Here is a 24,043-nt window from a genome sequence, read left to right on the forward strand (position 1 = left end):
GCCTCACCTACTAAATTGATAATTTTTCTAAACGTTTACCGCCATATAAGGCATTTACAATCGCACGCGTTCCGGTGATTGCAGTAAACATGGAAATAGCTACACCCAATGCTAAGGTTACCGCGAAGCCTTGAATCGGCCCAGTACCCACAGCATAAAGGATGATTGCGGTTAAGATGGTGGTTAAGTTAGCATCAAAAATAGAGGTAAATGCACCGTTATAACCTTCATTGATCGCCTGTTGAATTGGACGACCATTACGTATTTCTTCTTTTATCCGTTCAAAAATCAACACGTTGGCATCCACCGACATCCCTAAGGTTAATACGATACCGGCAATCCCCGGCATGGTGAGCGTTGCTCCCGGTAAAATAGACATTAAACCGACCAATAACACGATATTAATCACCAATGCAAAGCTAGCAATAATACCGAACACTTTGTAGAAGAACAGCATGAAGATGATCACGGCAATCAAGCCCCAGAAACTGGCATCAATCCCTTGTTCTACATTTTGCGCCCCCAAGGATGGCCCGATGGTACGCTCTTCAACGATTTGTACCGGAGCAATCAAGGCACCGGATTTTAGCAACATCGCTAAATTCTGTGCTTCCGCGGTTGAACCCACACCGGTAATTTGGAAGTTAGAACTAAAACGACCATTAATCGTGGCCACATTAATCACTTCTTCATGTTTTTCTAAAACCGTTTTACCGTTGGCATCTTTTTTACCGTTATCTTTATATTCAACGTACAGTGTCGCCATCGGTTGTTTATAATTTTTCTTGGTCGTTTGCGACATCATTTCGCCGCCTTCGCTGTCCAAGGTCACGCTAACTTGCGGAGTACCGGATTGCTGATCCAAGCCTGAACTAGCGTTAATAATATGCTCGCCACCTAATTCGGTTTTCTTAAATAATGCCACCGCTTGGCCTTGGCGATCATATTTGATTTCCGTATCAGACGGTAACATACCGCGGGAAACTGCTTCCGGAGTCACTTTGGTATTCACAATACGGAATTCTAAGGTTGCCGTTGCCCCCAAAATTTCTTTGGCACGTGCAGTATCCTGTACCCCTGGTAATTCAATAACGATACGTTCAGCCCCTTGGCGTTGAATAACTGCTTCGGCAACACCTAATTCGGAAACCCGTTTACGTAAAATAGTCAGGTTTTGTTCAATGGCCAAATCACGAGCTTCGTTTAATGCCGCAGCAGAAAGGGACAAACTCAACTGGTTATCACCACTTTCAGTCACTGTGAGAGTTGGGTGTTGCTGACGAATAATACGAGCTGCTTTAGAAAGCTGTTCCGGATCTTCCAAGGTGATTAAAGTACCGAAATCATCGTCATTTTTGATCCCATTAAATTTAATTTTTTCCTTACGCAACTCACCGCGTAAAGTATCTTGCAATTGTTCTTGACGTTTTTGCAAAGCGGAATTCATATCCACTTCCATTAAAAAACGCACCCCACCACGCAAGTCCAAGCCCCATTTCATAGGATTGGCACCAATTGAGCTAAACCATGCTGGTGTTGCCGGAGCCAAATTCAATGCGGTGGAATAATTATTGCCCAATTTTTCGGCAATTTTATCTTTTGCCAACAATTGATCATTGGTATTGGTAAAACGGGCAAGAATAGAGCCTTCGGCTAAACTGATTGATTTGACGGTCAGTTTGTTTTCTTTAAGTACATCCTGAACTTCCGTCAATGTTTGAGTGGTGGCTTGTTGTCCACGGGTACCGGAAATTTGTACCGCAGGATCTTCACCATAGATATTTGGAAGAGAGTATAAAATACCAATGGCGACCACGAGGATCACCATTAGATTCTTCCATAACGGATAACGATTTAACATAGTTTTCCTTTAAGGAATTGAAAAGATTAAAGAGATTTTAGAGAACCTTTTGGTAACACAGCAACAATATAGTTGCGGTTAATCGTGATCTCAGTCGTGTCATTTAAAGCAATGACAATACTCGCAGAACCTTCGGTTACTTTAGTAATTTTACCGATAATGCCACCGGAAGTTAGTACTTCGGTGCCTTTAGCCAATTCGGACATTAATTTTTTATGCTCTTTATTACGTTTCGCTTGTGGACGGTAGATCATAAAATAAAAAATCAAACCGAAAATCACGAAAATAAACAGAGTTGACATAGGGCTTTGAGCTTCCATGGTTTTTTCCTTCTTAAATAATAAAATTTTGGTTAAAAAAGTGCGCGTAAAATATCACAAATCGCCCTTGAGTGAAAGCGACACGCCATGCTTCTTACTAAAAAGCATTTCTCTTTCATCTTTCTCCAGGATTTTTTGCCATTTTAGCTGGCATGCATAACGGCTCCCCAGCGTAACAAAATCCTCATCTGCCGAATGAGCTGCCAATTGCAAGCACAGAGAATCCCCTTCTGCTAATGCAGCAAAGGCTTTTTTCGCTGTTAGCAGCGGCAGAGGACAACGCAACGTACGTAAATCAAGTAAATAATCCATCTCATCCCTGCCGACGGGCAAACATGATTTTTCCCATTGCAATTAATTGTTCATCAGACAAATATTCCTTACCTAATTCAAACAAGGGTTCTTCCAACGCGATATGTTTTTCATAACCGGCTACAAATTGTTCAATTAATGACTGTTCAATATGATCCCGCTCACCGGCAATTAGCATTTGTAACTGCTGAGCTAGATTTTGCCAATTTTGATGCAGGTTCATATGCTGCTTTTCTAATTCATCAACCGTTTGTTTAGCCTGAGGTGCTTTAACAACCAACGCAGGGAAGAAATCTTGTTCTTCATCCTCATGGTGCAGGGGCGCCGCTTGATTAAAATATTGCAAAATAAGCTTTACATCATTTATTACTGCCTGATTCACACCATTTTTTTGTAAATAATCAGGCAATATCTGCAATTGACGACAAAAACGCTTCACCTTACCGTGACAGGCATAAAGCATGCTGACCGGATCCTGCCAAGTGGCAAATTGTTGTGGTTCGAGAATTTGCATGGGGAATCCTCACTTTCTTTATGGGATAGGAACAAAGAGGCGGGCTCACAGCCCGCCTCTAATAATCATCGGATTAAGGTTTCCGACGCGATTCTTTAACATGTACAATCCGAGTACGTCCCGGTGGCTCAGGTAATGCAGCCGGTTTAAAGGTTTGTGCAGTTTGTTCGCAAGATGCCGGTTGCCACAAACGCTCATTCACATTCATATTTTTATCAAATAGCAGTTTAAGTTGGCAGACTTTATGTTCTCCATTCTCACGATAATTGAAAACGTAGTCCCATTCACGAACGCGGTAAAAACCCTCGTTGAAATGTGGTTTACCGACAAGATAATACAATTGGGATTTATTCAACCCTCTATCGATTTGACGAACATTGTCCCAGTTCGGCCAAGATCCCGGATAGGAACCATCTTGTTTAAATGTTGATTTTTCAATCGATGGGAAAATCGGATTATCCGAGGTACCCTCTTCCGTTACTTTAGAAATAGTACCGCCACAGGCCGTCAATAAAAGCGACAGCAAAGAAATCGCAGTAAATTTTTGCACTCTGTTCATATTGTAGTCCTTTTAATTCGCTAGAAGGTAAGATCAAGCCAAAAGCTTGATCTTGCCCTAATTCTAACAGACTTTTGCCCGCAATAAGTCATCGGAGGTCAAAAAATGCTTAAGATTCTTGCGCTAACTGCAATGGCGGGACGGGTTTACCGATACGGGCATAAAATTCCACCACAAAATCATCAAAACGATCGTCTTCGATAGCTTGACGAATCTCCGCCATTAAGCGTTGATAATAGCGTAAATTGTGAATAGTATTTAAGCGCGCACCTAAAATTTCACCGCATTTATCTAAATGATATAAGTAGGCTTTGGTGTAATTTTTACAGGTGTAGCAATCACATTCCGGATCCAGCGGGCTCGTATCATCACGATATTTTGCATTACGGATTTTGACAATACCGTCTGTCACGAATAAATGGCCGTTACGTGCATTACGGGTTGGCATTACGCAGTCAAACATATCAATACCACGACGTACGCCTTCTACTAAATCCTCCGGTTTACCCACGCCCATTAAATAACGAGGTTTATCTGCCGGAATTTGTGGGCAGATGTATTCCAAAATACGGTGCATGTCTTCTTTTGGTTCGCCTACCGCTAAACCACCCACTGCATAACCGTCAAAGCCAATATTGACTAAGCCCTCTAATGATACTTTGCGTAATTCTTCAAATACGCCGCCTTGGATAATACCGAATAGCGCATTTTTATTGCCTAATTCATCAAAGCGATCGCGGCTGCGTTTTGCCCAACGAAGAGACATTTCCATGGATTTTTTCGCATAATCGAAAGTCGCGGGATAAGGCGTACATTCATCGAAAATCATTACGATGTCAGACCCTAAATCATATTGAATTTCCATGGATTTTTCAGGTGAAAGGAAAATGCGCTCACCGTTAATAGGATTTTGGAATTTCACTCCTTCTTCAGTAATTTTACGTAATTTCCCTAAACTGAATACTTGGAAGCCGCCACTGTCAGTTAAAATCGGACGATGCCATTGCATAAAGTCATGTAAATCACCGTGTTTACGCATCACTTCCTGTCCAGGACGAAGCCATAAATGGAACGTGTTACCAAGTAAAATTTCTGCACCTGTTGCACGTACTTCTTCTGGTGTCATGCCTTTTACGGTGCCATAGGTACCCACCGGCATAAATGCTGGGGTTTCTACACTAAACGTACCTTGTGGACGTTCAAATACCAAACGGCCACGACGTGCACTGCCGCTGGTTTTATCTAGTTCATATTTCATTTTCTTTCCTCAACGAATAAACAGTTCGAAGATCAGCCCCTTACGGGAGATTAAAAGTTAAAATCCAGCAGGCGGGCTGCAATAATCGCCGCCTCCGGCTTCAAGGATTCGTGGGTGGAAGCCTGTAATAGTGCTGAATTCCCCACTGCAATTGCATATTTGGCTTGGGCTAATACCTGTTCATCTGTAGCGTGACTTCCCAAAGCAATATAATCTTGATGAGCTAACAAGCGATACAAATCCTGATATTTCTGTTCGGCAGACTGGGCGCTCACAACATCACTTGCCGGCCAGCGAGCCTTTAACCATGGTCCAATTTCCTCCAATGGATGGCGGGTAGTGAAAATTAGGCGATGACTTAGACTTAATTGATCCAATGCCTGATGAATCGGTTCGGCTATTTGATGGCCATCAAAACAAAGGGAACCGTCAAGTTCCAAAACAAAGATCATTATTCTAATCCTTTTACGTTGGGATTTTTGGTGATAAACATTGCATCACCGTAACTGAAAAAGCGATAGCGATTTTCGACTGCGCTTTTATAGGCATTCATTGTATGTGTAAAGCCTGCAAAGGCTGAAACTAACATAATCAATGTACTTTCCGGCAAATGGAAATTTGTAATCAGCGCATCCACCACTCGGAATTTTTTACCGGGATAAATAAAAATCGAAGTATCCGAAAAATAAGGCTCGATCAAATCCGGGTTGCCATTTTCTTCTGCCGATAAGGCTGCCGTTTCAATTGAACGTACCGAAGTAGTCCCCACGGCAATAACCCGTTTACCGGCTTTTTTTGTTTCAATTATGGCGTTACACACTTCTTGGGATAATTCTACGTATTCGGCGTGCATAATATGTTCTTCAATATTATCCACCCGCACCGGTTGAAAAGTTCCAGCGCCAACATGCAAAGTGACGAACTCAAAATTCACCCCTTTAGCACGTAACTTGTCTAACAATAGATCATCAAAATGCAAACCAGCGGTGGGTGCAGCAACTGCCCCTGGCACCTTACTATACACGGTTTGATAACACTCCTGATCCGCTTCCTCATCAGGTCTATCAATATAGGGGGGAAGCGGCATATGGCCAATTTGTTGCAATACGGCCAACCAAGCGGAATGGGGTTCGACCAATTGTAGCTCAAAGAGCGCTCCTTGGCGGCTCGTCATTACCACTTTTATCCCCCGTCCTTCACCTAATTTATCCTCACCTAAAAAAAGCTCGGTACCTTCTTTGGGCGATTTGGAAGAACGAATATGAGCCAAACAATGCTGTTCATCCAACACCCGCTCAACCAATACTTCCAATTTACCGCCACTAGCTTTACGGCCAAACATCCGAGCAGGAATCACACGGGTATTATTAAAAATTAACAAATCACCTTCGTTAATTAAATCCAACACATCGGTAAAGGTGCCATGGCCAAGTGTTCCCTGCTCTCCGTCCAGGGTCAACAAACGGCAGGATGCTCGTTCCTCTTTGGGATAACGGGCAATCAGCTCATCGGGTAAATCAAAATGAAAGTCACTAACACGCATAATTTTCTTTAGTCGGCAAAAATAGGCCGCTAGTCTAGTCGTAAAGGCGGGGGATCTCAAGGAAAATTGCCCATACAAAGGGCGATTTTATTACCTAAAACGATTGCTTAAATCCCTTGCATTTCAATCCAAACCCACTATCATTGCGCCTTTCGTTTTTTTTAGGATGTGATTTATGTTTGAATGGCTTAGCGATCCCGAAGCTTGGTTATCCTTAGTAACCTTAACCGCGCTAGAAATTGTTTTGGGGATCGACAACATTATTTTTATTAGTATTCTGGTAGCCCGCTTACCGGAAAATCAACGCCAATCCGGCCGCATTATCGGTTTAGCATTGGCTATGTGTACACGAATTCTACTTTTGATGTCCTTGGCTTGGATGATGCGCCTTACTGAACCGCTCTTTGAAGTATTCGGTCAGGCGATTTCCGGTCGAGACCTCATTCTCTTGCTGGGAGGTTTATTCCTTATAGTGAAAAGTATCGGTGAAATTAAAGAAGCGATGCACCCGGAAGAACATCACGAAAACGGTAGCCAAAAGAAAGTCAGCTATCTGGGCGTGTTAATTCAAATTGCCGTGTTAGATATTGTGTTCTCACTGGATTCAGTTATTACCGCTGTAGGAATGGCAAATCACTTACCGGTAATGATATTGGCAATTGTGATTGCCGTCGGCGTGATGATGTTAGCGGCCAAACCAATCGGTGACTTTGTCGATACCCATCCAACCTTAAAAATTCTCGCCTTGGCTTTCTTAATTTTAGTTGGTATCAGTCTAATTTGTGAAAGCTTGGATGTGCATATCCCGAAAGGCTATATTTACTTTGCTATGGGCTTCTCTACCGTAGTTGAAATGCTCAATATTCAAATGCGTAAACATTTAAAAGCCTAAACCAAAAGAACCCGTCGCTAAGCAACGGGTTCTTTTTTATTTCAGAATGTTTACAAACGCCCTATCGAAAAATAAAGTTTTCCAAAAAAATCAACATAACTCATTGATTTTATTGGAGTTGGTTTAAAAAACCTATTTCCCCTCAGTTTGTGCCTGTTGTTCCTTTTGTAGCGACTCCTTAACACTTTCTTCTTCGGTCTTAGCAACCGCACCATTAATGGTGAGGCAGATTTCAGAAGACATCAAATGTTCCAAGATCGCAGCCAATTCGGCAATCATCTCTCCTTCATCATCAAAATAACCTTCTTCTTTTAAATTGCCGATAAAGGTGGTGAAGACCGCTTTATCAAAGAACTCCGGAGCATTGATACCGTGCAACACTGAAAGTCGTTGCGCCACCAATTGGCTTTCTTTTTCCAATAAACCACGGGAAATATCCGGCGTCTGACGCAAAATACAAAGAGTAATGTAATAACGATGCAAAATCTCGCGCATTGCAGAAGACCACAATTGTAAGATCCGCACCTTTGGACGATGAATAGATAAGAAATTCTCATTAGCTAAAATGATGTCTTGGCGAACAAATTCAGCAATAATTTTCTCAATTTGTGCGGTTAATTGCTTATCATCAAAGTGTAGGAACAATTCGCCTTTTAAGAATGGGTAAATTTTACGTACCGCATCCAACAGTAAATCTTTTTGAATTGCTTCGTAATGCAAAATAACGCTTGCCAATAAGGCCGGTAAGACAAATAAATGCTGAATATTATTACGGTAATAGGTCATTAATACCGCAGAATTGCGCTCTAAACGCACAATTTCACCAAAATTATCTTTTTCCACCAATACGCCTACTCGATCCAAATTCAATACATGCTCCAACATAGCTTGAGGCGAATCCGATGGTAAAACCATATCGGTTGAATATGGCACATTGCGTAACATTTGTTGATAGCTATCGATCTGCTCCAACAATTGTTCACGGGATAAGGCCCGCTGACGAGAAGAAAGTAGTGCAGTGCCGACTAAATTCATGGCATTGACTGCCGCTGCATTATTAATATGCACCATTACTTGATGGGAAATCGCATCAACCGCCGGATTAAACCAATGCGGTTTTTCTTCACCAGACTGCGCTTTCCATTCAGGGAAATGTTGATTAAGGTAATTGGATAAAGTAATCGGCTCACCAAAATTCACAAATCCTTGGCCTAAATTGCGTAATTTTTTAATTACCCGTAGCACCAAACCGGCATTTTCTTTTTCTTTCGCTGCACCGCGTAGCTCTTTAGCATAGGTATCCACTTCGATGACATGTTCATAACCAACATACACCGGCACTACACTAATTGGACGGGTCTGATTATGTTGCAAGGCTTGTAAAGTCATCGACATCATACCGGTTTTAGGTGTCAACAAACGGCCGGTACGCGAACGACCACCTTCAATAAAATACTCAACGGAATAACCTCGATGGAATAATTCCGCTAAATATTCACGGAAAATTGCCGAATATAAACGATTTCCTTTAAAGGTACGGCGAATAAAGAATGCCCCCCAGGAACGGAAAATACGACCAACCGGCCAGAAATTCAGATTAATCCCAGCAGCAATATGTGGTGGCACTAGGCCTTGATGATAGAGCACATAGGAAAGCAATAAATAGTCGATATGACTGCGGTGACACGGGATATATACAATCTCATGGCCTTCTAATGCCAATTTACGCACACGATCGGCGTTTTCGACATTAATTCCCGAATACAGTTTGTTCCATAACCAACGCAAGAAACGATCGGCCATTCGCAAACTGGAGTGACTAACATCTGCGGCAATTTCCTGCAAAATTTTCTGTGCTTCAGCACGAGCTTTCTCATGGGAAATATTTTTTGCCTTGGCTTCTTCTTCGATAGCAGCCTGAATAGCCGGAGAATTCAGTAATTTATTAAACATTCCCTGACGATTCGGCAAACGTGGACCAGTTGCGGAAATACGCTGTTTAGCAAAGTGAATTTTGGCTACCCGAGCCAATTTCTGGGCAATTTTTTCATCTACACCATGTTCCTCCACCATATAGCGTAAGGACACAGCTTGAGAAAAACGAACAAAAGTATCACGGCCGAACCAAATTGCTGCAAAGGTTTTCTGCACACCATTCAACAGCCTTAAATTAGGCAAGCCGGCTTTATCCTCTTTTCCAGGAGAACGTCCCCAAAGCACAGAAACCGGCACCAATTGCACATCGAGTTGCGGCTGATTGTGATGAACCTCTAAATAACGATTAAAGGTTTTAATCGTTTCATCCTTTGCCCCTTTTGATTTAAAGGTACGACGACCGGCATCCAAATATACATAACGTGGCAGAGTTTGGCCATCAATCACATTAGGTTGATCTGGATCTGGTAACCCTACAGCAAGACAATTACGACGGAAAATAACGAAATCGGTTAAGGATGTGTAGGGTAAAACATAGACGATAGGTTGGGTGGTAGAAAGCTGCAATTCCTCAATAGGATTAGCTGGAATTGGATTGTTTTTTACTAAAAACGATAACGGTAATTCTAATAGCTTACGGTAGGCTTTAACGATACTTGACATAATAAAGTTCTCTTTTTATTACAATTTTCGGTCAGTTCATAAAGATAAGACTTGGCGCAGTTTAGCACATTAGACCAGTCAGCCACAAAAAATTTACATTGTCTAACTGGAAACAACGAAATACTCCTTGCAAGTTGTTTTTTTATGTATAAAATAACAAAAATTCTGTATATAACAACAGGGGTATATATGAAACCATTAACCGCCAGACAGCAAGAAGTACTCGACTTACTCAAACGCCACCTGGAAAGTAGCGGCATGCCACCAACCCGGGCTGAAATTTCACGAGAATTGGGATTTAAGTCTCCTAATGCGGCTGAAGAACATTTAAAAGCTCTTGCCCGCAAAGGTGCGATCGAAATTATAGCCGGCGCCTCTCGCGGTATTCGGATTATTGAAGAAAATAGCGAAATTAAGGAAGAAGGTCTACCTCTAATTGGTCAAGTTGCTGCTGGCGAACCTATTTTAGCAGAGCAACATGTAGAAGGTACCTACAAAGTTGATCCGAATATGTTTAAACCTCAAGCTGACTTTTTACTAAAAGTGTATGGTCAATCAATGAAAGATATTGGTATTTTAGACGGGGATTTATTAGCTGTACACAGTACAAAAGATGTACGTAACGGGCAAATTGTAGTTGCCCGAATAGAAGACGAAGTAACGGTAAAACGTCTGGAGCGAAAGGGATCAATTATTTATCTACATGCAGAAAATGAAGAATTTGCCCCTATTGTAGTTAATTTAGAAGAACAACCCTACTTTGAAATTGAAGGTATTGCTGTAGGCATTATTCGCAATAATGCCTGGATGTAGGCAATAAAATTGGCGCTAAATGCGGTTGGCACATGGTATTGACCGCATTTTTGTACATTTGCGCCCTCCTCAATTGCTCTCTATAATGCTGCCACCTTTATCAAATTTAAGGATACTCATGCAGTTTTCCAAAATGCACGGTTTGGGCAATGACTTTGTTGTCGTTGATGCCATTACTCAAAATGTCTATTTCACTCCCGAAACTATCAAACGTTTAGCTGACCGCCATCGCGGTATTGGTTTTGATCAATTACTTATCGTTGAACCGCCCTACGATCCCGATTTGGATTTTCACTATCGCATTTTTAATGCTGATGGTAGTGAAGTCGCACAATGTGGCAATGGAGCCCGTTGTTTTGCCCGATTTGTTACCTTAAAAAATCTCACCAATAAAAAAGATATCGCTGTCAGTACACAAAATGGAAAAATGATATTAAGCGTGCAAGATAACGGCCATATCCGCGTTAACATGGGAGAACCTATTTGGGAGCCGAACAAAATCCCATTTACCGCAAATAAATTTGAAAAAAATTATATTTTGCGTACCGAAATTCAAACTGTATTGTGCGGCACCGTTTCTATGGGAAACCCACACTGTGTTCTTACTGTCGATAATATCGATACAGCCAATGTTGATGAATTAGGCCCGTTATTAGAATGTCACGAACGTTTCCCTGAGCGAGTCAACGTAGGTTTTATGCAAATTGTTGATCGCAATCATATTAAATTGCGCGTGTATGAACGTGGTGCTGGAGAAACTCAGGCTTGTGGTAGTGGAGCTTGCGCTGCAGCTGCTGTCGGCATAATGCAAGGGACATTGGATAATCCTGTTCAGGTCGATTTACCTGGCGGTAGTCTATGGATTGAATGGACCGGTGTAGGCAGCCCGCTTTATATGACTGGAGATGCAACCCATGTTTATGATGGGTACATTAACCTTTAGAATATATAAATAACTTATCATAGAGGGGCAAAGCGTAATAAGCTTGCCCCTTGTACTTGTCTGCACTCAATTTTTCATATCGCTAAGTTTAATATATAGCGAGATTTCCTTTTCTTTACCCTAAAAACTATTTTTTTGATCTCCCCCCCCTTTCTAGGTAGACTTTCGAATATACTGAAACGATTTATTATTAATCAGAGGAGAAATACTATGGGTATATTCAGTGTACCGCCAGATTTACCGGTAACCAAAAGCAAAGAGGAAATCGACAAAACGTATCGTTATTGGCGATTACATTTGATGATCACCAGTTATATCGGCTATGCCGTATTCTATTTTACTCGTAAAAGTTTTAACTTCGTCATGCCTGCCATGCTGGCGGATTTAGGGCTACAAAAAGCAGATGTTGGGATCATGACTACGGCATTTTACCTGACCTACGGTGCATCCAAATTCTTATCTGGTGTACTTGGTGACCGTTCTAATCCTCGTTACTTTATGGGTATTGGATTAATGATGACAGGTGTGGTCAATATTCTATTCGGTATGAGCTCATCTATCTTTATGTTTATCACCCTTTGGATGATCAATGCCTTTTTCCAAGGTTGGGGATGGCCTCCGTGTTCAAAAATTCTGAATACTTGGTATTCACGTAATGAGCGTGGATTGTGGTGGGCTATTTGGAATACCTCGCATAACTTAGGTGGTGCACTAATTCCAATTTTGTCTGGTGTAGTAGCGGTCTACTGGGGATGGCGTTACGGTATGATCGTGCCAGGGATTATTGCCTGTGTAGTTGGTTTTGCCCTTTGCTTCTTATTACGTGATCGCCCGACTTCAATGGGACTCCCAACGGTGGGTGAATGGCGTAATGATATTGCAGAAAAAGAACATGAAAATGAAGGTTTAGGCTTATCTAACTGGGAAATCCTTAAAATTTATGTGTTTAAAAACAGCATTATCTGGGCATTAGCATTTTCTTGGTGTTTCATTTATATCATCCGTACCGGTATCAATGACTGGGGTAACTTATATTTAACTGAAACCCACGGTTATGACTTACTTAAAGCAAACTCCGCCGTTTCTTTCTTTGAAATCGGTGGATTCTTAGGTGCGCTATTTGCTGGTTGGGGTTCTGATAAATTCTTCAACGGAAACCGAACCCAAATGAACATCATTTATGTGTTAGGTATTATTTCAACATCCTTAGCATTATGGTTCATCCCTAGCGATAACTATTTCATCATGTGTGGATTATTCTTCCTGATGGGATTCTTTATCTTTGGTCCACAATTCCTTATCGCAATGGCTGCGGCGGAAAACTCGCATAAACATGCTTCAGGTTCTTCCACTGGTTTCGTTAGTCTCTTCGCCTATATTGGTGCGGCAGCGGCGGGAGCACCATTAGCGTGGATTATTCAATCTCTCCACTGGAATGGATTCTTTGGTAGCTTATTTATTGTTTCTCTTGCTTGTGCATTATTACTCGTTTTAGTGTACTTTTTACAACATAAGAAAAATAAACTAAAAGCCTAATCTAGAGATATAAAAATCGGGCTAAAACATTATTGTTTTAGCCCGATTCTTTTTAAATTTAAGTGATTTGTAAAAAAGGTATTACTCTAAGCGTTTAGCCATATCTAACCAGTCTGCTTTAAATTCACGACGCATATTGTTAATAGCATCAATAATATCGTGATGAACCAATTTCTCATTTTGAATTCCCACGCAATAACCACCTTTACCTTGTAGCAGTAAATCAACCGCATATACGCCCATTCGCGAAGCTAAAATTCTATCAAAGGCACAAGGCGAACCACCACGCTGAATATGGCCTAATACCGTTGCACGGGTTTCATGACCTACGCGAGATTCAATTTCGTGAGCTAAAGAATGCACATCTGTAATTAATTCAGTAATCGCAATAATTGCATGACGTTTTCCACGAATAATGCTGCGTTCAATTTGCAGAATCAATTCCTCACGATCAAACTCAACTTCAGAAGCAACAATATATTCACAACCGCCTGCAATACCTGCAGAAATAGTCAAGTCACTACAATGACGTCCCATAATTTCTACAATAGTAATGCGTTGATGTGAGCTTGAGGTGTCTCGCAAACGGTCAATCGCATCTACCGCTGTCTGTAATGCAGTTTCATAACCGATAGTATAATCAGTTCCAGCAACATCATTATCGATCGTACCAGGAATCCCTACACAAGGGAATCCATGCTCTTCAGTAAGCAATTTGGCCCCCATGTAAGAACCGTCACCACCAATAACAACCAATGCATCAATACCATGGGAGCGTAAAATCTCTGCACATTTCGCACGCACAGCCGGATCTTTAAATTCAGGGAAACGAGCCGACCCCAAAAATGTACCGCCTCGGTTAATAATATCGGACACACTATAACGATTTAATTGTTTGATCTTGTTGTTATATAAACCTTGATAACCATCATAGATTCCAAAAACATCAAGACCTTCGGCTAATCCTGCACGTACCACACCGCGAATAGCGGCATTCATTCCAGGAGCATCACCACCGCTGGTTAACACTGCAATTTTTTTGATCATGTTACTACCTACTCTAAATTATAAAATGAATAAATTTGAAACGGGCGCAAGGTTACCGCATTCGCTTTTAGGGCACTAGTTATTTTTACAAAAATCTGCAGATTTTTGTACTAGCACAGTCTCAATCTTTTCCACAATTCCATTGCCATGGCATCTTCTGCAATTGTTTCTGCTCTTTGCTTGATACATATTTTTGCAAATATTTCATGACTTTAGACGGTTCTAAACGAGTAAATTTATTATTACGCTGAATTTTTTGCGAATATTGGAACTGCACAAAACCACAATGCGGAATACTACGACCACGAGCAACATCCACCTGCCAAGAGCTATTCTGTTTAGTCGGTGCATAAATTACCGAGGAAATTAATTCATCCGGCTGTCTGTTTCGTCCTTTTTGCAAGCTCAATTTAAAATCAGCAACCCCTAAATTACGATAAACACGCTCACGCAAAGCAATCCTATCTTTAATTGTACGAGGTGGTTGATTACGATCTAAAAGCAATTCAATTTGTGATTGCCAATTATCCCAGCTGTCATTTTTAGTCACATAGACAAAACGCGCAACTGTATCTAAATCCTGACTAGCTGCTAAAACATAAGTTTTACCATCATACTCAATTTTGGGCTGCACATTCAATTGACTTTGTTTGGCAGCACAAGCGCTAAGCAATAGAGCGCTGAAAATGATCAATATTCTATTCATAATGCTCCCGCTTAAAAACGAATTCCTGTTCATTAGAAAGCGAACTATCGAAATAATAACCGTCAAGGTCAAATTCTCTCAACTGAGAAATTTCATTAAGACGATTTTGCAAAATAAAGCGACACATCAAACCACGAGCCTTTTTGGCATAAAAGCTAATCACTTTATACTTACCATTTTTCTCATCTAAAAAAATTGGCTTAATTATTCTCGCCTTCAATCGGCTTGGTTTAATGGCTTTGTAATATTCATCCGATGCCAAATTTACCAATACATCGTCCCCTTGCTCATCTAGCGATTTTTGCAATGCATCAGTAATAACATTCCCCCAAAAAGCATAAAGATCTTTTCCTTGTGGGTTCTCCAATTTGGTTCCCATCTCTAAACGATAGGGTTGCATTAAATCTAAGGGAGCTAATAAACCATATAGCCCCGATAACATTCTTAGATGAGATTGTGAAAATTGAATATCTTCCGTGGAAAGAGTCTCGACATCTAAGCCGGTATAAACATCACCTTTAAAGGCAAATAAAGCTGCACGGGAATTCTCTAGATTATGTTGTGGGCTCCATTCGTTAAAACGAACTGCATTTAGCCCGGCTAACTTATCACTGATTGACATCAATGAAGCAATTTGAGACGGGGAAAGCTGCCGACAAATATCAATAAGTTCAGCACTATAATCGGTAAACTGCGGTTCAGTAAATTGAAATGAAGGTACCGCAGTAGTAAAATCCAAGGTCTTAGCGGGAGAGATAATTGCTAACATAAAGTCTCCTGTGAAAATCGGAGCGCATTTTAGCACACTACACCCGTTTATATAGCCCATTTTCGTTAATTATCAGATCCCTTAATTCTAAATCCAGCAGTTTTACCAACAACTCATCAACTCCTAAATTAACCTTCTCTGAAAGTGTATCAATACTGATCGGGGTATAACCGATGTGTTCATATAATGTAGGGTGACAAATCTCAACTTGCAAATGTGGCTTGTTACTTTTAGGCTGGGAACATTCTTCCAAAGTAGTATTAAATTCTAAATGACCTTGACAAGGCCATGAGTTATCTCCAAAAACATCAATAATATCCTTTACATTTTCAACTAACATGGCTCCTTGCTTAATCAATTGATGACATCCCCTACTGTATTCATTTTGTAAAGGGCCAGGAAGAGCAAACACCTCTCGATTCTGTTCTAAGGCATAACGTGCAGTAATTAATGAACCACTTTTTTCCGTAGCTTCAACAACTAACGTACCAAGAGATAAACCGCTAATAATTCGATTTCGACGGGGAAAATTTTCGGCTATTGGCGCCTGATTGGGAATAAATTCCGAAACCAATGCACCTCTCCGCTCAATAATACGATCGCTTAAATAGCGATGACGAGTTGGATAAATAGCATTCAATCCGGAACCTAATACTGCTATTGTTTGTCCATCAGCATCTAAAGCTGCCAAATGGCTAATACCATCAATACCTAAGGCTAATCCACTGGTAATGGTATACCCGTTTTCGACCAAGGCTTGAGAAAAATGCCTAGCCCAATATTCTCCATAGGAAGAACAATATCGACTCCCCACGATAGCAATTTGTCGTTGTGCTAACGCCATTCGATTTCCCTTTACAAATAACAAGGGAGGATACCCTACCGTTTGTTTTAGCAAGTAAGGATAATAAGGCGAAGCAAAATTCACTAAAAAATTACCTTCCAGCTCTGCCCAAAGTCGTGCAGGCTCAATAAATTTTTCCTCAGGCTTAAACCAACGCCGACATTGCTTATGATCCCAACCTAGATTTTCACGTAGTGCTGTTTCATCAAACTCAAGTAAATTCTCCCAATTAATCTTCGCCAAAATTTTTTGAATTCCAATATTTCCTAACTGGGGAATCTGCAATAACCGTAGTAAAGTAGAATTAAAATCGCGCATAGTATTTCCTTATCGCATATATAAAAGGTTAAAAATAATGCAACGGGAAATTAAAAAACTGCAGCTTCAAATGCGATTTTTACATTTCAGTTCACAAAATTAGTCGTTCTCTGTAAAAATTTCAGATTTGGCAAATAATGGAAAAAACAGAGAAAAGAAGGAATAAAAAACACTTTTTTTAGTATTAAATATCAAACATAAAAATATAAAAAGATAAATATTCTAAAAGAGAAGATACCCCCCACATTGAATTGCCATTTTTCACTAAAAAGAGTTTGACAGTTATTCTTTTATCCGTAAGATGAACAGCGTTTTGAACTTATTAGGATTATTTTTATGTTGCACGTTGTTTCTTTATCTCTCAACCTCCTGCTCTCACATTCTTTGTGCGGCTAAGTTGTGGATAAAAAACATCTCAATGTAAAAAATCAGTTATCAACCCGCACTTTTAAGATTGCGGGTTTTTTCGTTTTAAAATCACGGTAAAAATGACCGCACTTTGAGTGATAAAAGAAGGAAAATACTATGACAGATCGCGTTATTATTTTTGATACCACCTTGCGTGATGGCGAACAAGCGTTAAAAGCAAGCTTAACCGTTAAAGAGAAATTACAGATTGCTTTAGCCCTTGAACGTCTAGGCGTGGATGTGATGGAAGTCGGTTTCCCAGTTTCTTCTCAAGGTGATTTTGAATCCGTTCAAACCATTGCACGCCATATCAAAAATAGTCGTGTTGCGGCACTTTCCCGTGCGGTAATTAAAGATATTGATGCGGCAGCTGAAGCCTTAAAAGTGGCAGAAGCGTTTCGTATCCATACATTTATTGCAGTTTCAGCATTACACGTTGAAGCCAAATTAAAACGTACCTTTGACGATGTGGTTGAAATGGCTGTAGCCGCAGTAAAACATGCACGTAATTATACTGACGATGTAGAATTTTCTTGCGAAGATGCAGGCCGTACAGGTATCGACAATATTTGTCGTATTGTTGAAGCGGCAATTAATGCAGGTGCAACAACTGTAAATATTCCTGACACTGTTGGTTTCTGCTTACCTAATCAATTCGGCAATATTATTGCTGAAGTACGTAACCGCGTACCAAATATCGATAAAGCTGTGATTTCCGTACATTGTCACAATGACTTGGGTATGGCAACGGCTAACTCCTTAACCGCTGTACAAAATGGTGCACGCCAAATTGAATGTACAGTGAACGGTATCGGTGAACGTGCGGGTAATACCTCACTTGAAGAAGTGGTAATGGCAATGAAAGTGCGTCAAGAATTTATGGGTGTAGATACACGTATCAACACACAAGAAATTCATCGTGTCAGCCAAATGGTGAGCCAACTTTGTAATATGCCAATCCAACCGAATAAAGCGATTGTAGGTTCAAATGCTTTCGCACATTCATCCGGTATTCACCAAGATGGTATGTTAAAAAACCAAAATACCTACGAAATCATGTCACCAGAAACTATCGGCTTGAAGAAAGAGAAATTGAACTTAACCGCCCGTTCTGGTCGCGCAGCAGTAAAAGGCCACATGGCGGATATGGGCTACACCGAACAAGATTACGATTTAGACAAATTGTATGAAGCCTTCTTAAAATTGGCAGACAAAAAAGGCCAAGTATTCGATTATGACTTGGAAGCCTTAGCCTTTATCGATATGCAACAAGGGGATGAAGATCGTTTAGTGTTAGATAAACTTTCAGCTCATTCCACCAAAGAATATCCGGCAACCGCTTTTGTTCAAGTGGAATTGGACGGTAAGAAATTAAGTACCTCGTCAATTGGTGGTAATGGCCCGGTAGATGCGGTTTACAATGCCATCTTGAACTTGACAGGTCTAGAGATCAAAATGTCTCACTATAACTTAACCGCTAAAGGCGAAGGGGCTGAAGCGTTAGGTCAGGTGGATATCGTGGTTGAACACGAAGGTCGTAAATTCCATGGTGTTGGTTTAGCGACAGACATCGTTGAATCTTCCGCGCTTGCTTTGGTTCATGCAATTAATGCCATTTATCGTGCGCATAAAGTTGCAGACATTAAAAGCCATAAACATCATTAATTGATTGAGTCCCCTCTCTTTTTTAGCAAAGAGGAGTTAGGGGAGATTTAGTAGAAGTATTAACCTCTGCAGTGAATTTTATATCGTAAAAATCTCCCCAAAGCCCCTCTTTACAAAAGAGGGGAGAAAATTAACCGCACTTTAGTGTGAAAGAAATAGGAAAAACAATATGCAATCATACAACATCGCTGTTCTACCGGGAGACGGTATTGGTCCAGAAGTGATGGCTGAAGCCATTAAAGTATTAAACAAAGTCCAAGAAAAATTCGGATTCAAGCTTAACTTCAATGAGTTTTATGTGGGTGGAGCTGCAATTGATAATTGTGGCTGCCCATTACCGGCAGAGACCTTAAAAGGTTGTGATGATGCTGATGCGATTTTGTTTGGTTCTGTAGGTGGCCCGAAATGGACAAATTTACCACCGGATCAACAACCAGAACGCGGTGCATTATTACCATTGCGTAAACATTTCAAATTATTCTGCAATCTTCGTCCTGCAACCCTTTATAAAGGACTAGAAAAATTCTGCCCATTACGTGCAGATATTGCGGCAAAAGGATTTGATATGGTGGTTGTACGCGAATTAACGGGCGGGATTTATTTCGGGCAGCCTAAAGGCCGTGAAGGCGAAGGTGCACAAACCAAAGCATTTGATACTGAAGTTTATTACAAATATGAAATCGAACGCATTGCGCGTGCGGCTTTTGATGCGGCAATGAAACGTCGTAAACACGTGACTTCTGTGGATAAGGCGAACGTATTACAAGCTTCAATCTTATGGCGTGAAACTGTGACTGAAGTGGCGAAAGACTACCCTGAAGTCACCTTAGATCACATTTATATCGACAACGCGACCATGCAATTAATCAAAGCACCTGAGTCTTTCGATGTACTCCTCTGCTCTAACATTTTCGGTGATATTATTTCTGATGAAGCAGCAATGATCACAGGTTCTATGGGAATGTTGCCATCTGCTAGCTTAAATGAAGAAGGTTTCGGCTTATATGAACCGGCTGGCGGTTCTGCACCGGATATCGCAGGTAAAGGCATTGCCAATCCAATCGCACAAATTCTTTCTGCGGCAATGATGTTGCGTTATAGCTTCAACTTAAATGATGCCGCAGATGCGATTGAAAATGCCGTGCAAAAAGTCTTAGCAAATGGTCACCGTACGGGTGATTTAGCCGATGACTCTACACCTGTTTCAACTGCACAAATGGGTACATTGATTGCTGAAGCGATCTAATAACAGGGTGGGCATTTTGTCCACCATCAACAAATTTAATAGAAAGGATCAAGCGGCCCTAGAAACAAAGGAGATTATATGTTTATCGTTTCATTAACCTATATTCAACCTTTAGAGAAAATTGAAGAATTTCTAGCTGAACACAGAACATTTTTAGATAAGTTTTATCAACAAGGTAAGTTTCTAATGTCTGGGCGTAAAGAACCTAGAACTGGTGGAATCATTATTATGAATGTAAAAGAGCTTGATGAAGTAAATCAAATTATTGAACAAGATCCATTTCACCAACACCAAATAGCAGATTATCAAGTGATAGAGTTCTATCCATCTAAAGTTGCGAATGGATTAGAAAAATACCAACAGACAATTTAAAACTTACTACTCTAACAAAGCCCTCTAACGAATTGAGAAAAATTATGGCAAAAACTCTTTACGAAAAATTATTCGATGCCCACGTGGTGTACGAAGCTGAAGGCGAAACGCCGATTTTGTATATTAACCGTCATTTAATCCATGAAGTGACCAGTCCACAAGCCTTTGACGGTTTACGTGTGGCTGGCCGCCAAGTACGTCAAGTAAGTAAAACTTTCGGTACCATGGATCACAGTATTTCTACCCAAGTACGTGATGTAAATAAACTTGAAGGCCAAGCGAAAATTCAAGTATTGGAACTTGAAAAAAACACGAAAGCGACCGGTATTCAATTATTCGACATGACCACAAAAGAACAAGGTATTGTGCATGTCATGGGGCCAGAACAAGGCTTAACTTTACCAGGTATGACTATCGTTTGTGGTGACTCCCATACTGCCACCCACGGGGCATTCGGGGCCTTGGCATTTGGTATTGGTACATCTGAAGTCGAACACGTATTAGCCACACAAACCTTAAAACAAGCTCGTGCGAAAAATATGAAAATTGAAGTGCGTGGCAAAGTAGCACCAGGCATTACCGCAAAAGACATTATTCTTGCCATTATCGGTAAAACCACCATGGCAGGCGGTACAGGCCATGTGGTGGAATTCTGCGGTGAGGCAATTCGTGACCTTTCTATGGAAGGCCGTATGACCGTTTGTAATATGGCGATTGAAATGGGTGCGAAAGCAGGTTTAATCGCACCAGATGAAACCACTTTCGAATACTTAAAAGGTCGTCCACATGCACCAAAAGGTAAAGATTGGGATGATGCCGTTGCTTATTGGAAAACCTTAAAATCCGATGATGATGCGAAATTTGACACGGTCATCACATTAGAAGCGAAAGATATTGCGCCACAGGTAACTTGGGGAACAAACCCAGGCCAAGTAATCGGTATCGATCAGCCAGTGCCAAATCCAGCAGAAATGACCGATCCCGTGACTCGTGCGTCTGCAGAAAAAGCATTGAATTATATCGGATTAGAAGCGAATGCCGATTTGAAAGAGATTCCCGTGGATCAAGTGTTTATCGGTTCTTGCACCAATGCTCGTATCGAAGATTTACGTGCCGCAGCAGCCGTGATGAAAGGTCGCAAAAAAGCTAATAACGTAAAACGTATTTTAGTGGTACCGGGTTCTGGTTTAGTGAAAGAACAAGCGGAAAAAGAAGGCTTGGATAAAATCTTTATCGAAGCGGGCGCAGAATGGCGTAATCCGGGCTGCTCAATGTGCTTAGGGATGAACGATGACCGTTTAGGTGAATGGGAACGCTGCGCGTCCACTTCAAACCGTAACTTTGAAGGTCGCCAAGGCCGTAATGGTCGCACTCATTTAGTGAGTCCGGCAATGGCTGCGGCAGCGGGAATGTTCGGTAAATTCGTTGATATTCGTGACGTCACATTAAATTAAGGAGCAGAAAATGGCAGGATTTAAACAACTTTCAGGCTTAGTAGTGCCATTGGATGCGGCAAACGTGGACACGGATGCGATTATTCCAAAACAATTTTTACAAGCCATTACCCGTGTAGGTTTCGGCAAACACTTATTCCATGAATGGCGTTATTTGGATGTAGAAGGTACCAAGCCTAATCCAGATTTTGTGTTGAATTATCCACAATATCAAGGTGCGACCATTTTATTAGCGCGTAAAAATCTTGGCTGTGGTTCGTCTCGTGAACATGCTCCTTGGGCATTAGCCGATTACGGTTTCAAAGTGATGATCGCACCAAGTTTTGCGGATATTTTCTACAATAACAGCTTAAACAACCACATGTTACCAATTCGTTTAAGCGAAGAAGAAGTGGAAGAAATCTTCCAATGGGTGTGGGCAAATGAAGGCAAACAAATCCATGTAGATTTGGAAGCGATGACTGTCACTGTTGGTGACAAAGTCTATCACTTTGAACTGGATGAATTCCGCCGTCATTGTTTGTTAAACGGCTTGGATAACATCGGTTTAACCTTGCAACACGAAGATGCCATTAGTGCTTACGAGAAGAATATCCCAGCGTTCTTACGCTAATCCGCCAATAACTTCTCTGCATAAAAAATGCCCCGTTCTGCGGGGCATTTTTAATATGCGTATAGTATTATTCAAATACTTCATTTAACACCAGTGCAATGCCGTCTTCATTATTTGAAGCGGTCACTCGATTGGCAGCAGCTTTGATTGCTTCAGGCGCATTCGCCATGGCGACGCCGAGACCAACATTTTCAAGCATATCAAGATCATTAAAGTTATCGCCAAAGGCTACCGCTTGTTCAGTAGTCACATTCAAATAGCTTTCTAAAAAGCGAACAGCCTGGCCTTTAGATGCCGACTTTTCCATAATTTCCAGGAAACTATCCAAGGAACGATGAATACTTAAATGTGGGAATTTAGCTTTTAAGCGGTTTTCCAATTGTAAAATTTCTTCCGGCTCACCAATTACTTGAATTTTATGCGCTGGATACACTTTACCCTTTTCTCCTTGTAGTATTTCAATATGAGTCACTCCGATTTCATATTGCACCCAGCGATTTTGCAAATCATTAGTCACACAATCATCAAAGAAATAGTAATTGGTCGCCAGTGCTGGAAAATCAACGAATTCAGCATTTAATAACGCCACATCCTGTGGGTCAATTTGTACCGAATACAGAACTTCACCTTGACGATTTAAAATCAATGCACCACTAAATGCTACGATCAAATCCATGCCCAATTGATCTGCATAAGGCCAAATGCCTTTTGGCGAACGGGCAGAAATCGGCACAAAAGGAATCCCTTTCGCGGTAATACGTTCGATCGCTGCCTGCGTTTTTGGGGAAATTTTATGTTCGGATGTTAATAAAGTACCATCAAAATCACTGAATACCGCTTTATACATAAGTTACTCCAAGTTTAATTTCATTAATGTCACATTTGTTTAAGATTTTATTTACACCCCTAATAAAATCAATAGGTTACATTCTATTTTTCCAAAAAATCACAAAAAACCCAGGGCGTTTTAATGTCACATTTCAAGGTTATTTTTCCGCCAAATAAGGATCAGCAAAACCTAAGCTTTGCATGATTTCCGTTTCTAAGGATTCCATTTCTTCCGCTTCTTGCTCATCGATGTGATCGTAACCCAACAAATGTAAACTACCATGCACAACCATATGTGCCCAATGCGCCATGAGCGGCTTTTGCTGCTCGGCAGCTTCACGCTCCACTACTTGGCGGCAAATTACTAAATCGCCCAACAGTGGCAATTCCACTTCTGATGGACACTCAAAGGGAAAAGAAAGTACATTCGTCGGGCGATCTTTACCACGATAGGTTAAATTTAGTTCATGGCTTTCCGCTTCATCCACGATCCGCACAGTCATTTCCACACCCTCTTGTTGCGGACGCACCGCCGCGGTTGCCCATTGCTCAATTTGTTCAGCGCTTGGCAGACCGTCCGTTTCTTGCGTGGCCAGTTGTAAATCAATAATCATTGTTGTCATG

23 protein-coding genes and 1 pseudogene are annotated in these 24,043 nt (G+C 41.0%); 9 read left to right on the forward strand and 15 right to left on the reverse strand.

All coding sequences use genetic code 11. The features are described from left to right. Nucleotides 1-10: 10 nt before the first annotated feature. From secD to queA, 8 genes and pseudogenes are all read right to left on the reverse strand, one after another. On the reverse strand, nucleotides 11-1,861 hold the full coding sequence (gene secD, locus CKV74_RS09995) for a protein translocase subunit SecD (RefSeq protein ID WP_095177105.1): 1,851 nt from the start codon (nucleotides 1,859-1,861) through the stop codon (nucleotides 11-13). A gap of 26 nt (nucleotides 1,862-1,887) precedes the next feature. Then, entirely contained in the window at nucleotides 1,888-2,181 is a 294-nt protein-coding gene (yajC, locus tag CKV74_RS10000; RefSeq protein WP_095177106.1) for a preprotein translocase subunit YajC, read from the reverse strand. A gap of 54 nt (nucleotides 2,182-2,235) precedes the next feature. Continuing rightward, on the reverse strand, nucleotides 2,236-2,493 hold the full coding sequence (locus CKV74_RS10005) for a sulfurtransferase TusA family protein (RefSeq protein WP_007243296.1): 258 nt from the start codon (nucleotides 2,491-2,493) through the stop codon (nucleotides 2,236-2,238). Nucleotide 2,494: 1 nt separating this feature from the next. After that, complete coding sequence (locus CKV74_RS10010) at nucleotides 2,495-3,007, reverse strand: hemerythrin domain-containing protein (RefSeq protein WP_007243324.1); 513 nt, start codon at nucleotides 3,005-3,007, stop codon at nucleotides 2,495-2,497. Between the two features lie 169 nt (nucleotides 3,008-3,176). After that, nucleotides 3,177-3,566: pseudogene (locus CKV74_RS10015) on the reverse strand (outer membrane protein assembly factor BamE); the annotation flags it as partial. A gap of 109 nt (nucleotides 3,567-3,675) precedes the next feature. Further along, nucleotides 3,676-4,824, reverse strand: coding sequence for a tRNA guanosine(34) transglycosylase Tgt (tgt, locus tag CKV74_RS10020; RefSeq protein ID WP_007243325.1), 1,149 nt, complete (start codon nucleotides 4,822-4,824; stop codon nucleotides 3,676-3,678). Between the two features lie 50 nt (nucleotides 4,825-4,874). Next, nucleotides 4,875-5,276, reverse strand: a complete 402-nt coding sequence (locus CKV74_RS10025) for a hypothetical protein (RefSeq protein WP_007243225.1) — start codon at nucleotides 5,274-5,276, stop codon at nucleotides 4,875-4,877. Next, the gene (gene queA, locus CKV74_RS10030) at nucleotides 5,276-6,367 is read right to left on the reverse strand and encodes a tRNA preQ1(34) S-adenosylmethionine ribosyltransferase-isomerase QueA (RefSeq protein ID WP_095177107.1); all 1,092 of its coding nucleotides are present in this window, start codon (nucleotides 6,365-6,367) and stop codon (nucleotides 5,276-5,278) included. The genes CKV74_RS10025 and queA overlap by 1 nt, the downstream gene beginning before the upstream one ends. Before the next feature lie 175 nt (nucleotides 6,368-6,542). Here queA and CKV74_RS10035 point away from each other — a divergent pair, with 175 nt between their 5' ends. Beyond that, nucleotides 6,543-7,259, forward strand: a complete 717-nt coding sequence (locus CKV74_RS10035) for a TerC family protein (protein WP_007243323.1) — start codon at nucleotides 6,543-6,545, stop codon at nucleotides 7,257-7,259. Nucleotides 7,260-7,391: 132 nt separating this feature from the next. Here the strand turns inward: CKV74_RS10035 and plsB are convergent, their stop codons facing one another. Then, nucleotides 7,392-9,857: a glycerol-3-phosphate 1-O-acyltransferase PlsB gene (plsB, locus tag CKV74_RS10040; RefSeq protein ID WP_095177108.1), complete on the reverse strand. Its 2,466-nt coding sequence runs from the start codon at nucleotides 9,855-9,857 to the stop codon at nucleotides 7,392-7,394. Nucleotides 9,858-10,046: 189 nt separating this feature from the next. Here plsB and lexA point away from each other — a divergent pair, with 189 nt between their 5' ends. The 3 genes from lexA (at nucleotide 10,047) to uhpC (ending at nucleotide 13,149) form a co-directional block, all read left to right on the forward strand. After that, entirely contained in the window at nucleotides 10,047-10,670 is a 624-nt protein-coding gene (gene lexA / locus CKV74_RS10045; RefSeq protein ID WP_007243227.1) for a transcriptional repressor LexA, read from the forward strand. Nucleotides 10,671-10,788: 118 nt separating this feature from the next. Next, nucleotides 10,789-11,613: a diaminopimelate epimerase gene (dapF, locus tag CKV74_RS10050; protein ID WP_007243300.1), complete on the forward strand. Its 825-nt coding sequence runs from the start codon at nucleotides 10,789-10,791 to the stop codon at nucleotides 11,611-11,613. Nucleotides 11,614-11,823: 210 nt separating this feature from the next. Next, nucleotides 11,824-13,149, forward strand: coding sequence for an MFS transporter family glucose-6-phosphate receptor UhpC (uhpC, locus tag CKV74_RS10055; RefSeq protein WP_007243240.1), 1,326 nt, complete (start codon nucleotides 11,824-11,826; stop codon nucleotides 13,147-13,149). An 81-nt stretch (nucleotides 13,150-13,230) separates the two neighbouring features. Here uhpC and pfkA read toward each other — a convergent pair whose 3' ends face one another. From pfkA to dprA, 4 genes are all read right to left on the reverse strand, one after another. Beyond that, a complete protein-coding gene (gene pfkA, locus CKV74_RS10060) occupies nucleotides 13,231-14,196 on the reverse strand; it encodes a 6-phosphofructokinase (RefSeq protein WP_007243306.1) in 966 nt (321 codons plus the stop codon). A 121-nt stretch (nucleotides 14,197-14,317) separates the two neighbouring features. Further along, nucleotides 14,318-14,902: an HI_0983 family protein gene (locus CKV74_RS10065; protein ID WP_007243270.1), complete on the reverse strand. Its 585-nt coding sequence runs from the start codon at nucleotides 14,900-14,902 to the stop codon at nucleotides 14,318-14,320. Then, nucleotides 14,895-15,671, reverse strand: coding sequence for a peroxide stress protein YaaA (yaaA, locus tag CKV74_RS10070; protein ID WP_007243335.1), 777 nt, complete (start codon nucleotides 15,669-15,671; stop codon nucleotides 14,895-14,897). Before yaaA ends, CKV74_RS10065 begins: the two co-directional genes overlap by 8 nt. A gap of 37 nt (nucleotides 15,672-15,708) precedes the next feature. Beyond that, complete coding sequence (gene dprA, locus CKV74_RS10075; protein WP_007243348.1) at nucleotides 15,709-16,833, reverse strand: DNA-processing protein DprA; 1,125 nt, start codon at nucleotides 16,831-16,833, stop codon at nucleotides 15,709-15,711. Between the two features lie 525 nt (nucleotides 16,834-17,358). Here dprA and leuA point away from each other — a divergent pair. The 5 genes from leuA (at nucleotide 17,359) to leuD (ending at nucleotide 22,591) form a co-directional block, all read left to right on the forward strand. Continuing rightward, the gene (leuA, locus tag CKV74_RS10080) at nucleotides 17,359-18,906 is read left to right on the forward strand and encodes a 2-isopropylmalate synthase (RefSeq protein WP_095177109.1); all 1,548 of its coding nucleotides are present in this window, start codon (nucleotides 17,359-17,361) and stop codon (nucleotides 18,904-18,906) included. 169 nt (nucleotides 18,907-19,075) lie between these two features. Further along, the gene (leuB, locus tag CKV74_RS10085; RefSeq protein WP_007243309.1) at nucleotides 19,076-20,152 is read left to right on the forward strand and encodes a 3-isopropylmalate dehydrogenase; all 1,077 of its coding nucleotides are present in this window, start codon (nucleotides 19,076-19,078) and stop codon (nucleotides 20,150-20,152) included. Between the two features lie 78 nt (nucleotides 20,153-20,230). Next, on the forward strand, nucleotides 20,231-20,524 hold the full coding sequence (locus tag CKV74_RS10090; protein ID WP_007243295.1) for a YciI family protein: 294 nt from the start codon (nucleotides 20,231-20,233) through the stop codon (nucleotides 20,522-20,524). A gap of 44 nt (nucleotides 20,525-20,568) precedes the next feature. Beyond that, nucleotides 20,569-21,978, forward strand: coding sequence for a 3-isopropylmalate dehydratase large subunit (gene leuC / locus CKV74_RS10095; protein ID WP_007243318.1), 1,410 nt, complete (start codon nucleotides 20,569-20,571; stop codon nucleotides 21,976-21,978). Nucleotides 21,979-21,988: 10 nt separating this feature from the next. Beyond that, nucleotides 21,989-22,591, forward strand: a complete 603-nt coding sequence (gene leuD / locus CKV74_RS10100) for a 3-isopropylmalate dehydratase small subunit (RefSeq protein ID WP_007243336.1) — start codon at nucleotides 21,989-21,991, stop codon at nucleotides 22,589-22,591. Between the two features lie 67 nt (nucleotides 22,592-22,658). On the opposite strand, the gene CKV74_RS10105 is transcribed toward leuD, so the two are convergent. Next, nucleotides 22,659-23,438 carry a Cof-type HAD-IIB family hydrolase gene (locus tag CKV74_RS10105; protein WP_007243265.1) on the reverse strand — a complete coding sequence of 260 codons (780 nt, stop codon included), beginning with the start codon at nucleotides 23,436-23,438 and terminating at the stop codon, nucleotides 22,659-22,661. A 139-nt stretch (nucleotides 23,439-23,577) separates the two neighbouring features. Next, entirely contained in the window at nucleotides 23,578-24,042 is a 465-nt protein-coding gene (gene ybeY, locus CKV74_RS10110; RefSeq protein WP_007243355.1) for an rRNA maturation RNase YbeY, read from the reverse strand. Nucleotide 24,043: the final 1 nt, after the last annotated feature.

Origin of the sequence: Haemophilus pittmaniae (assembly GCF_900186995.1) — a bacterium.
GTDB classification, from domain to species: domain Bacteria; phylum Pseudomonadota; class Gammaproteobacteria; order Enterobacterales; family Pasteurellaceae; genus Haemophilus_D; species Haemophilus_D pittmaniae.

What these genes read in the sequence shown, in the direction of transcription:
- secD (WP_095177105.1), bottom strand. Translation starts at nt 1,861, where the DNA reads ATGTTAAATCGTTATCCGTTATGGAAGAATCTAATGGTGATCCTCGTG.
- yajC (WP_095177106.1), bottom strand. Translation starts at nt 2,181, where the DNA reads ATGGAAGCTCAAAGCCCTATGTCAACTCTGTTTATTTTCGTGATTTTC.
- CKV74_RS10005 (WP_007243296.1), bottom strand. Translation starts at nt 2,493, where the DNA reads ATGGATTATTTACTTGATTTACGTACGTTGCGTTGTCCTCTGCCGCTG.
- CKV74_RS10010 (WP_007243324.1), bottom strand. Translation starts at nt 3,007, where the DNA reads ATGCAAATTCTCGAACCACAACAATTTGCCACTTGGCAGGATCCGGTC.
- tgt (WP_007243325.1), bottom strand. Translation starts at nt 4,824, where the DNA reads ATGAAATATGAACTAGATAAAACCAGCGGCAGTGCACGTCGTGGCCGT.
- CKV74_RS10025 (WP_007243225.1), bottom strand. Translation starts at nt 5,276, where the DNA reads ATGATCTTTGTTTTGGAACTTGACGGTTCCCTTTGTTTTGATGGCCAT.
- queA (WP_095177107.1), bottom strand. Translation starts at nt 6,367, where the DNA reads ATGCGTGTTAGTGACTTTCATTTTGATTTACCCGATGAGCTGATTGCC.
- CKV74_RS10035 (WP_007243323.1), top strand. Translation starts at nt 6,543, where the DNA reads ATGTTTGAATGGCTTAGCGATCCCGAAGCTTGGTTATCCTTAGTAACC.
- plsB (WP_095177108.1), bottom strand. Translation starts at nt 9,857, where the DNA reads ATGTCAAGTATCGTTAAAGCCTACCGTAAGCTATTAGAATTACCGTTA.
- lexA (WP_007243227.1), top strand. Translation starts at nt 10,047, where the DNA reads ATGAAACCATTAACCGCCAGACAGCAAGAAGTACTCGACTTACTCAAA.
- dapF (WP_007243300.1), top strand. Translation starts at nt 10,789, where the DNA reads ATGCAGTTTTCCAAAATGCACGGTTTGGGCAATGACTTTGTTGTCGTT.
- uhpC (WP_007243240.1), top strand. Translation starts at nt 11,824, where the DNA reads ATGGGTATATTCAGTGTACCGCCAGATTTACCGGTAACCAAAAGCAAA.
- pfkA (WP_007243306.1), bottom strand. Translation starts at nt 14,196, where the DNA reads ATGATCAAAAAAATTGCAGTGTTAACCAGCGGTGGTGATGCTCCTGGA.
- CKV74_RS10065 (WP_007243270.1), bottom strand. Translation starts at nt 14,902, where the DNA reads ATGAATAGAATATTGATCATTTTCAGCGCTCTATTGCTTAGCGCTTGT.
- yaaA (WP_007243335.1), bottom strand. Translation starts at nt 15,671, where the DNA reads ATGTTAGCAATTATCTCTCCCGCTAAGACCTTGGATTTTACTACTGCG.
- dprA (WP_007243348.1), bottom strand. Translation starts at nt 16,833, where the DNA reads ATGCGCGATTTTAATTCTACTTTACTACGGTTATTGCAGATTCCCCAG.
- leuA (WP_095177109.1), top strand. Translation starts at nt 17,359, where the DNA reads ATGACAGATCGCGTTATTATTTTTGATACCACCTTGCGTGATGGCGAA.
- leuB (WP_007243309.1), top strand. Translation starts at nt 19,076, where the DNA reads ATGCAATCATACAACATCGCTGTTCTACCGGGAGACGGTATTGGTCCA.
- CKV74_RS10090 (WP_007243295.1), top strand. Translation starts at nt 20,231, where the DNA reads ATGTTTATCGTTTCATTAACCTATATTCAACCTTTAGAGAAAATTGAA.
- leuC (WP_007243318.1), top strand. Translation starts at nt 20,569, where the DNA reads ATGGCAAAAACTCTTTACGAAAAATTATTCGATGCCCACGTGGTGTAC.
- leuD (WP_007243336.1), top strand. Translation starts at nt 21,989, where the DNA reads ATGGCAGGATTTAAACAACTTTCAGGCTTAGTAGTGCCATTGGATGCG.
- CKV74_RS10105 (WP_007243265.1), bottom strand. Translation starts at nt 23,438, where the DNA reads ATGTATAAAGCGGTATTCAGTGATTTTGATGGTACTTTATTAACATCC.
- ybeY (WP_007243355.1), bottom strand. Translation starts at nt 24,042, where the DNA reads ATGACAACAATGATTATTGATTTACAACTGGCCACGCAAGAAACGGAC.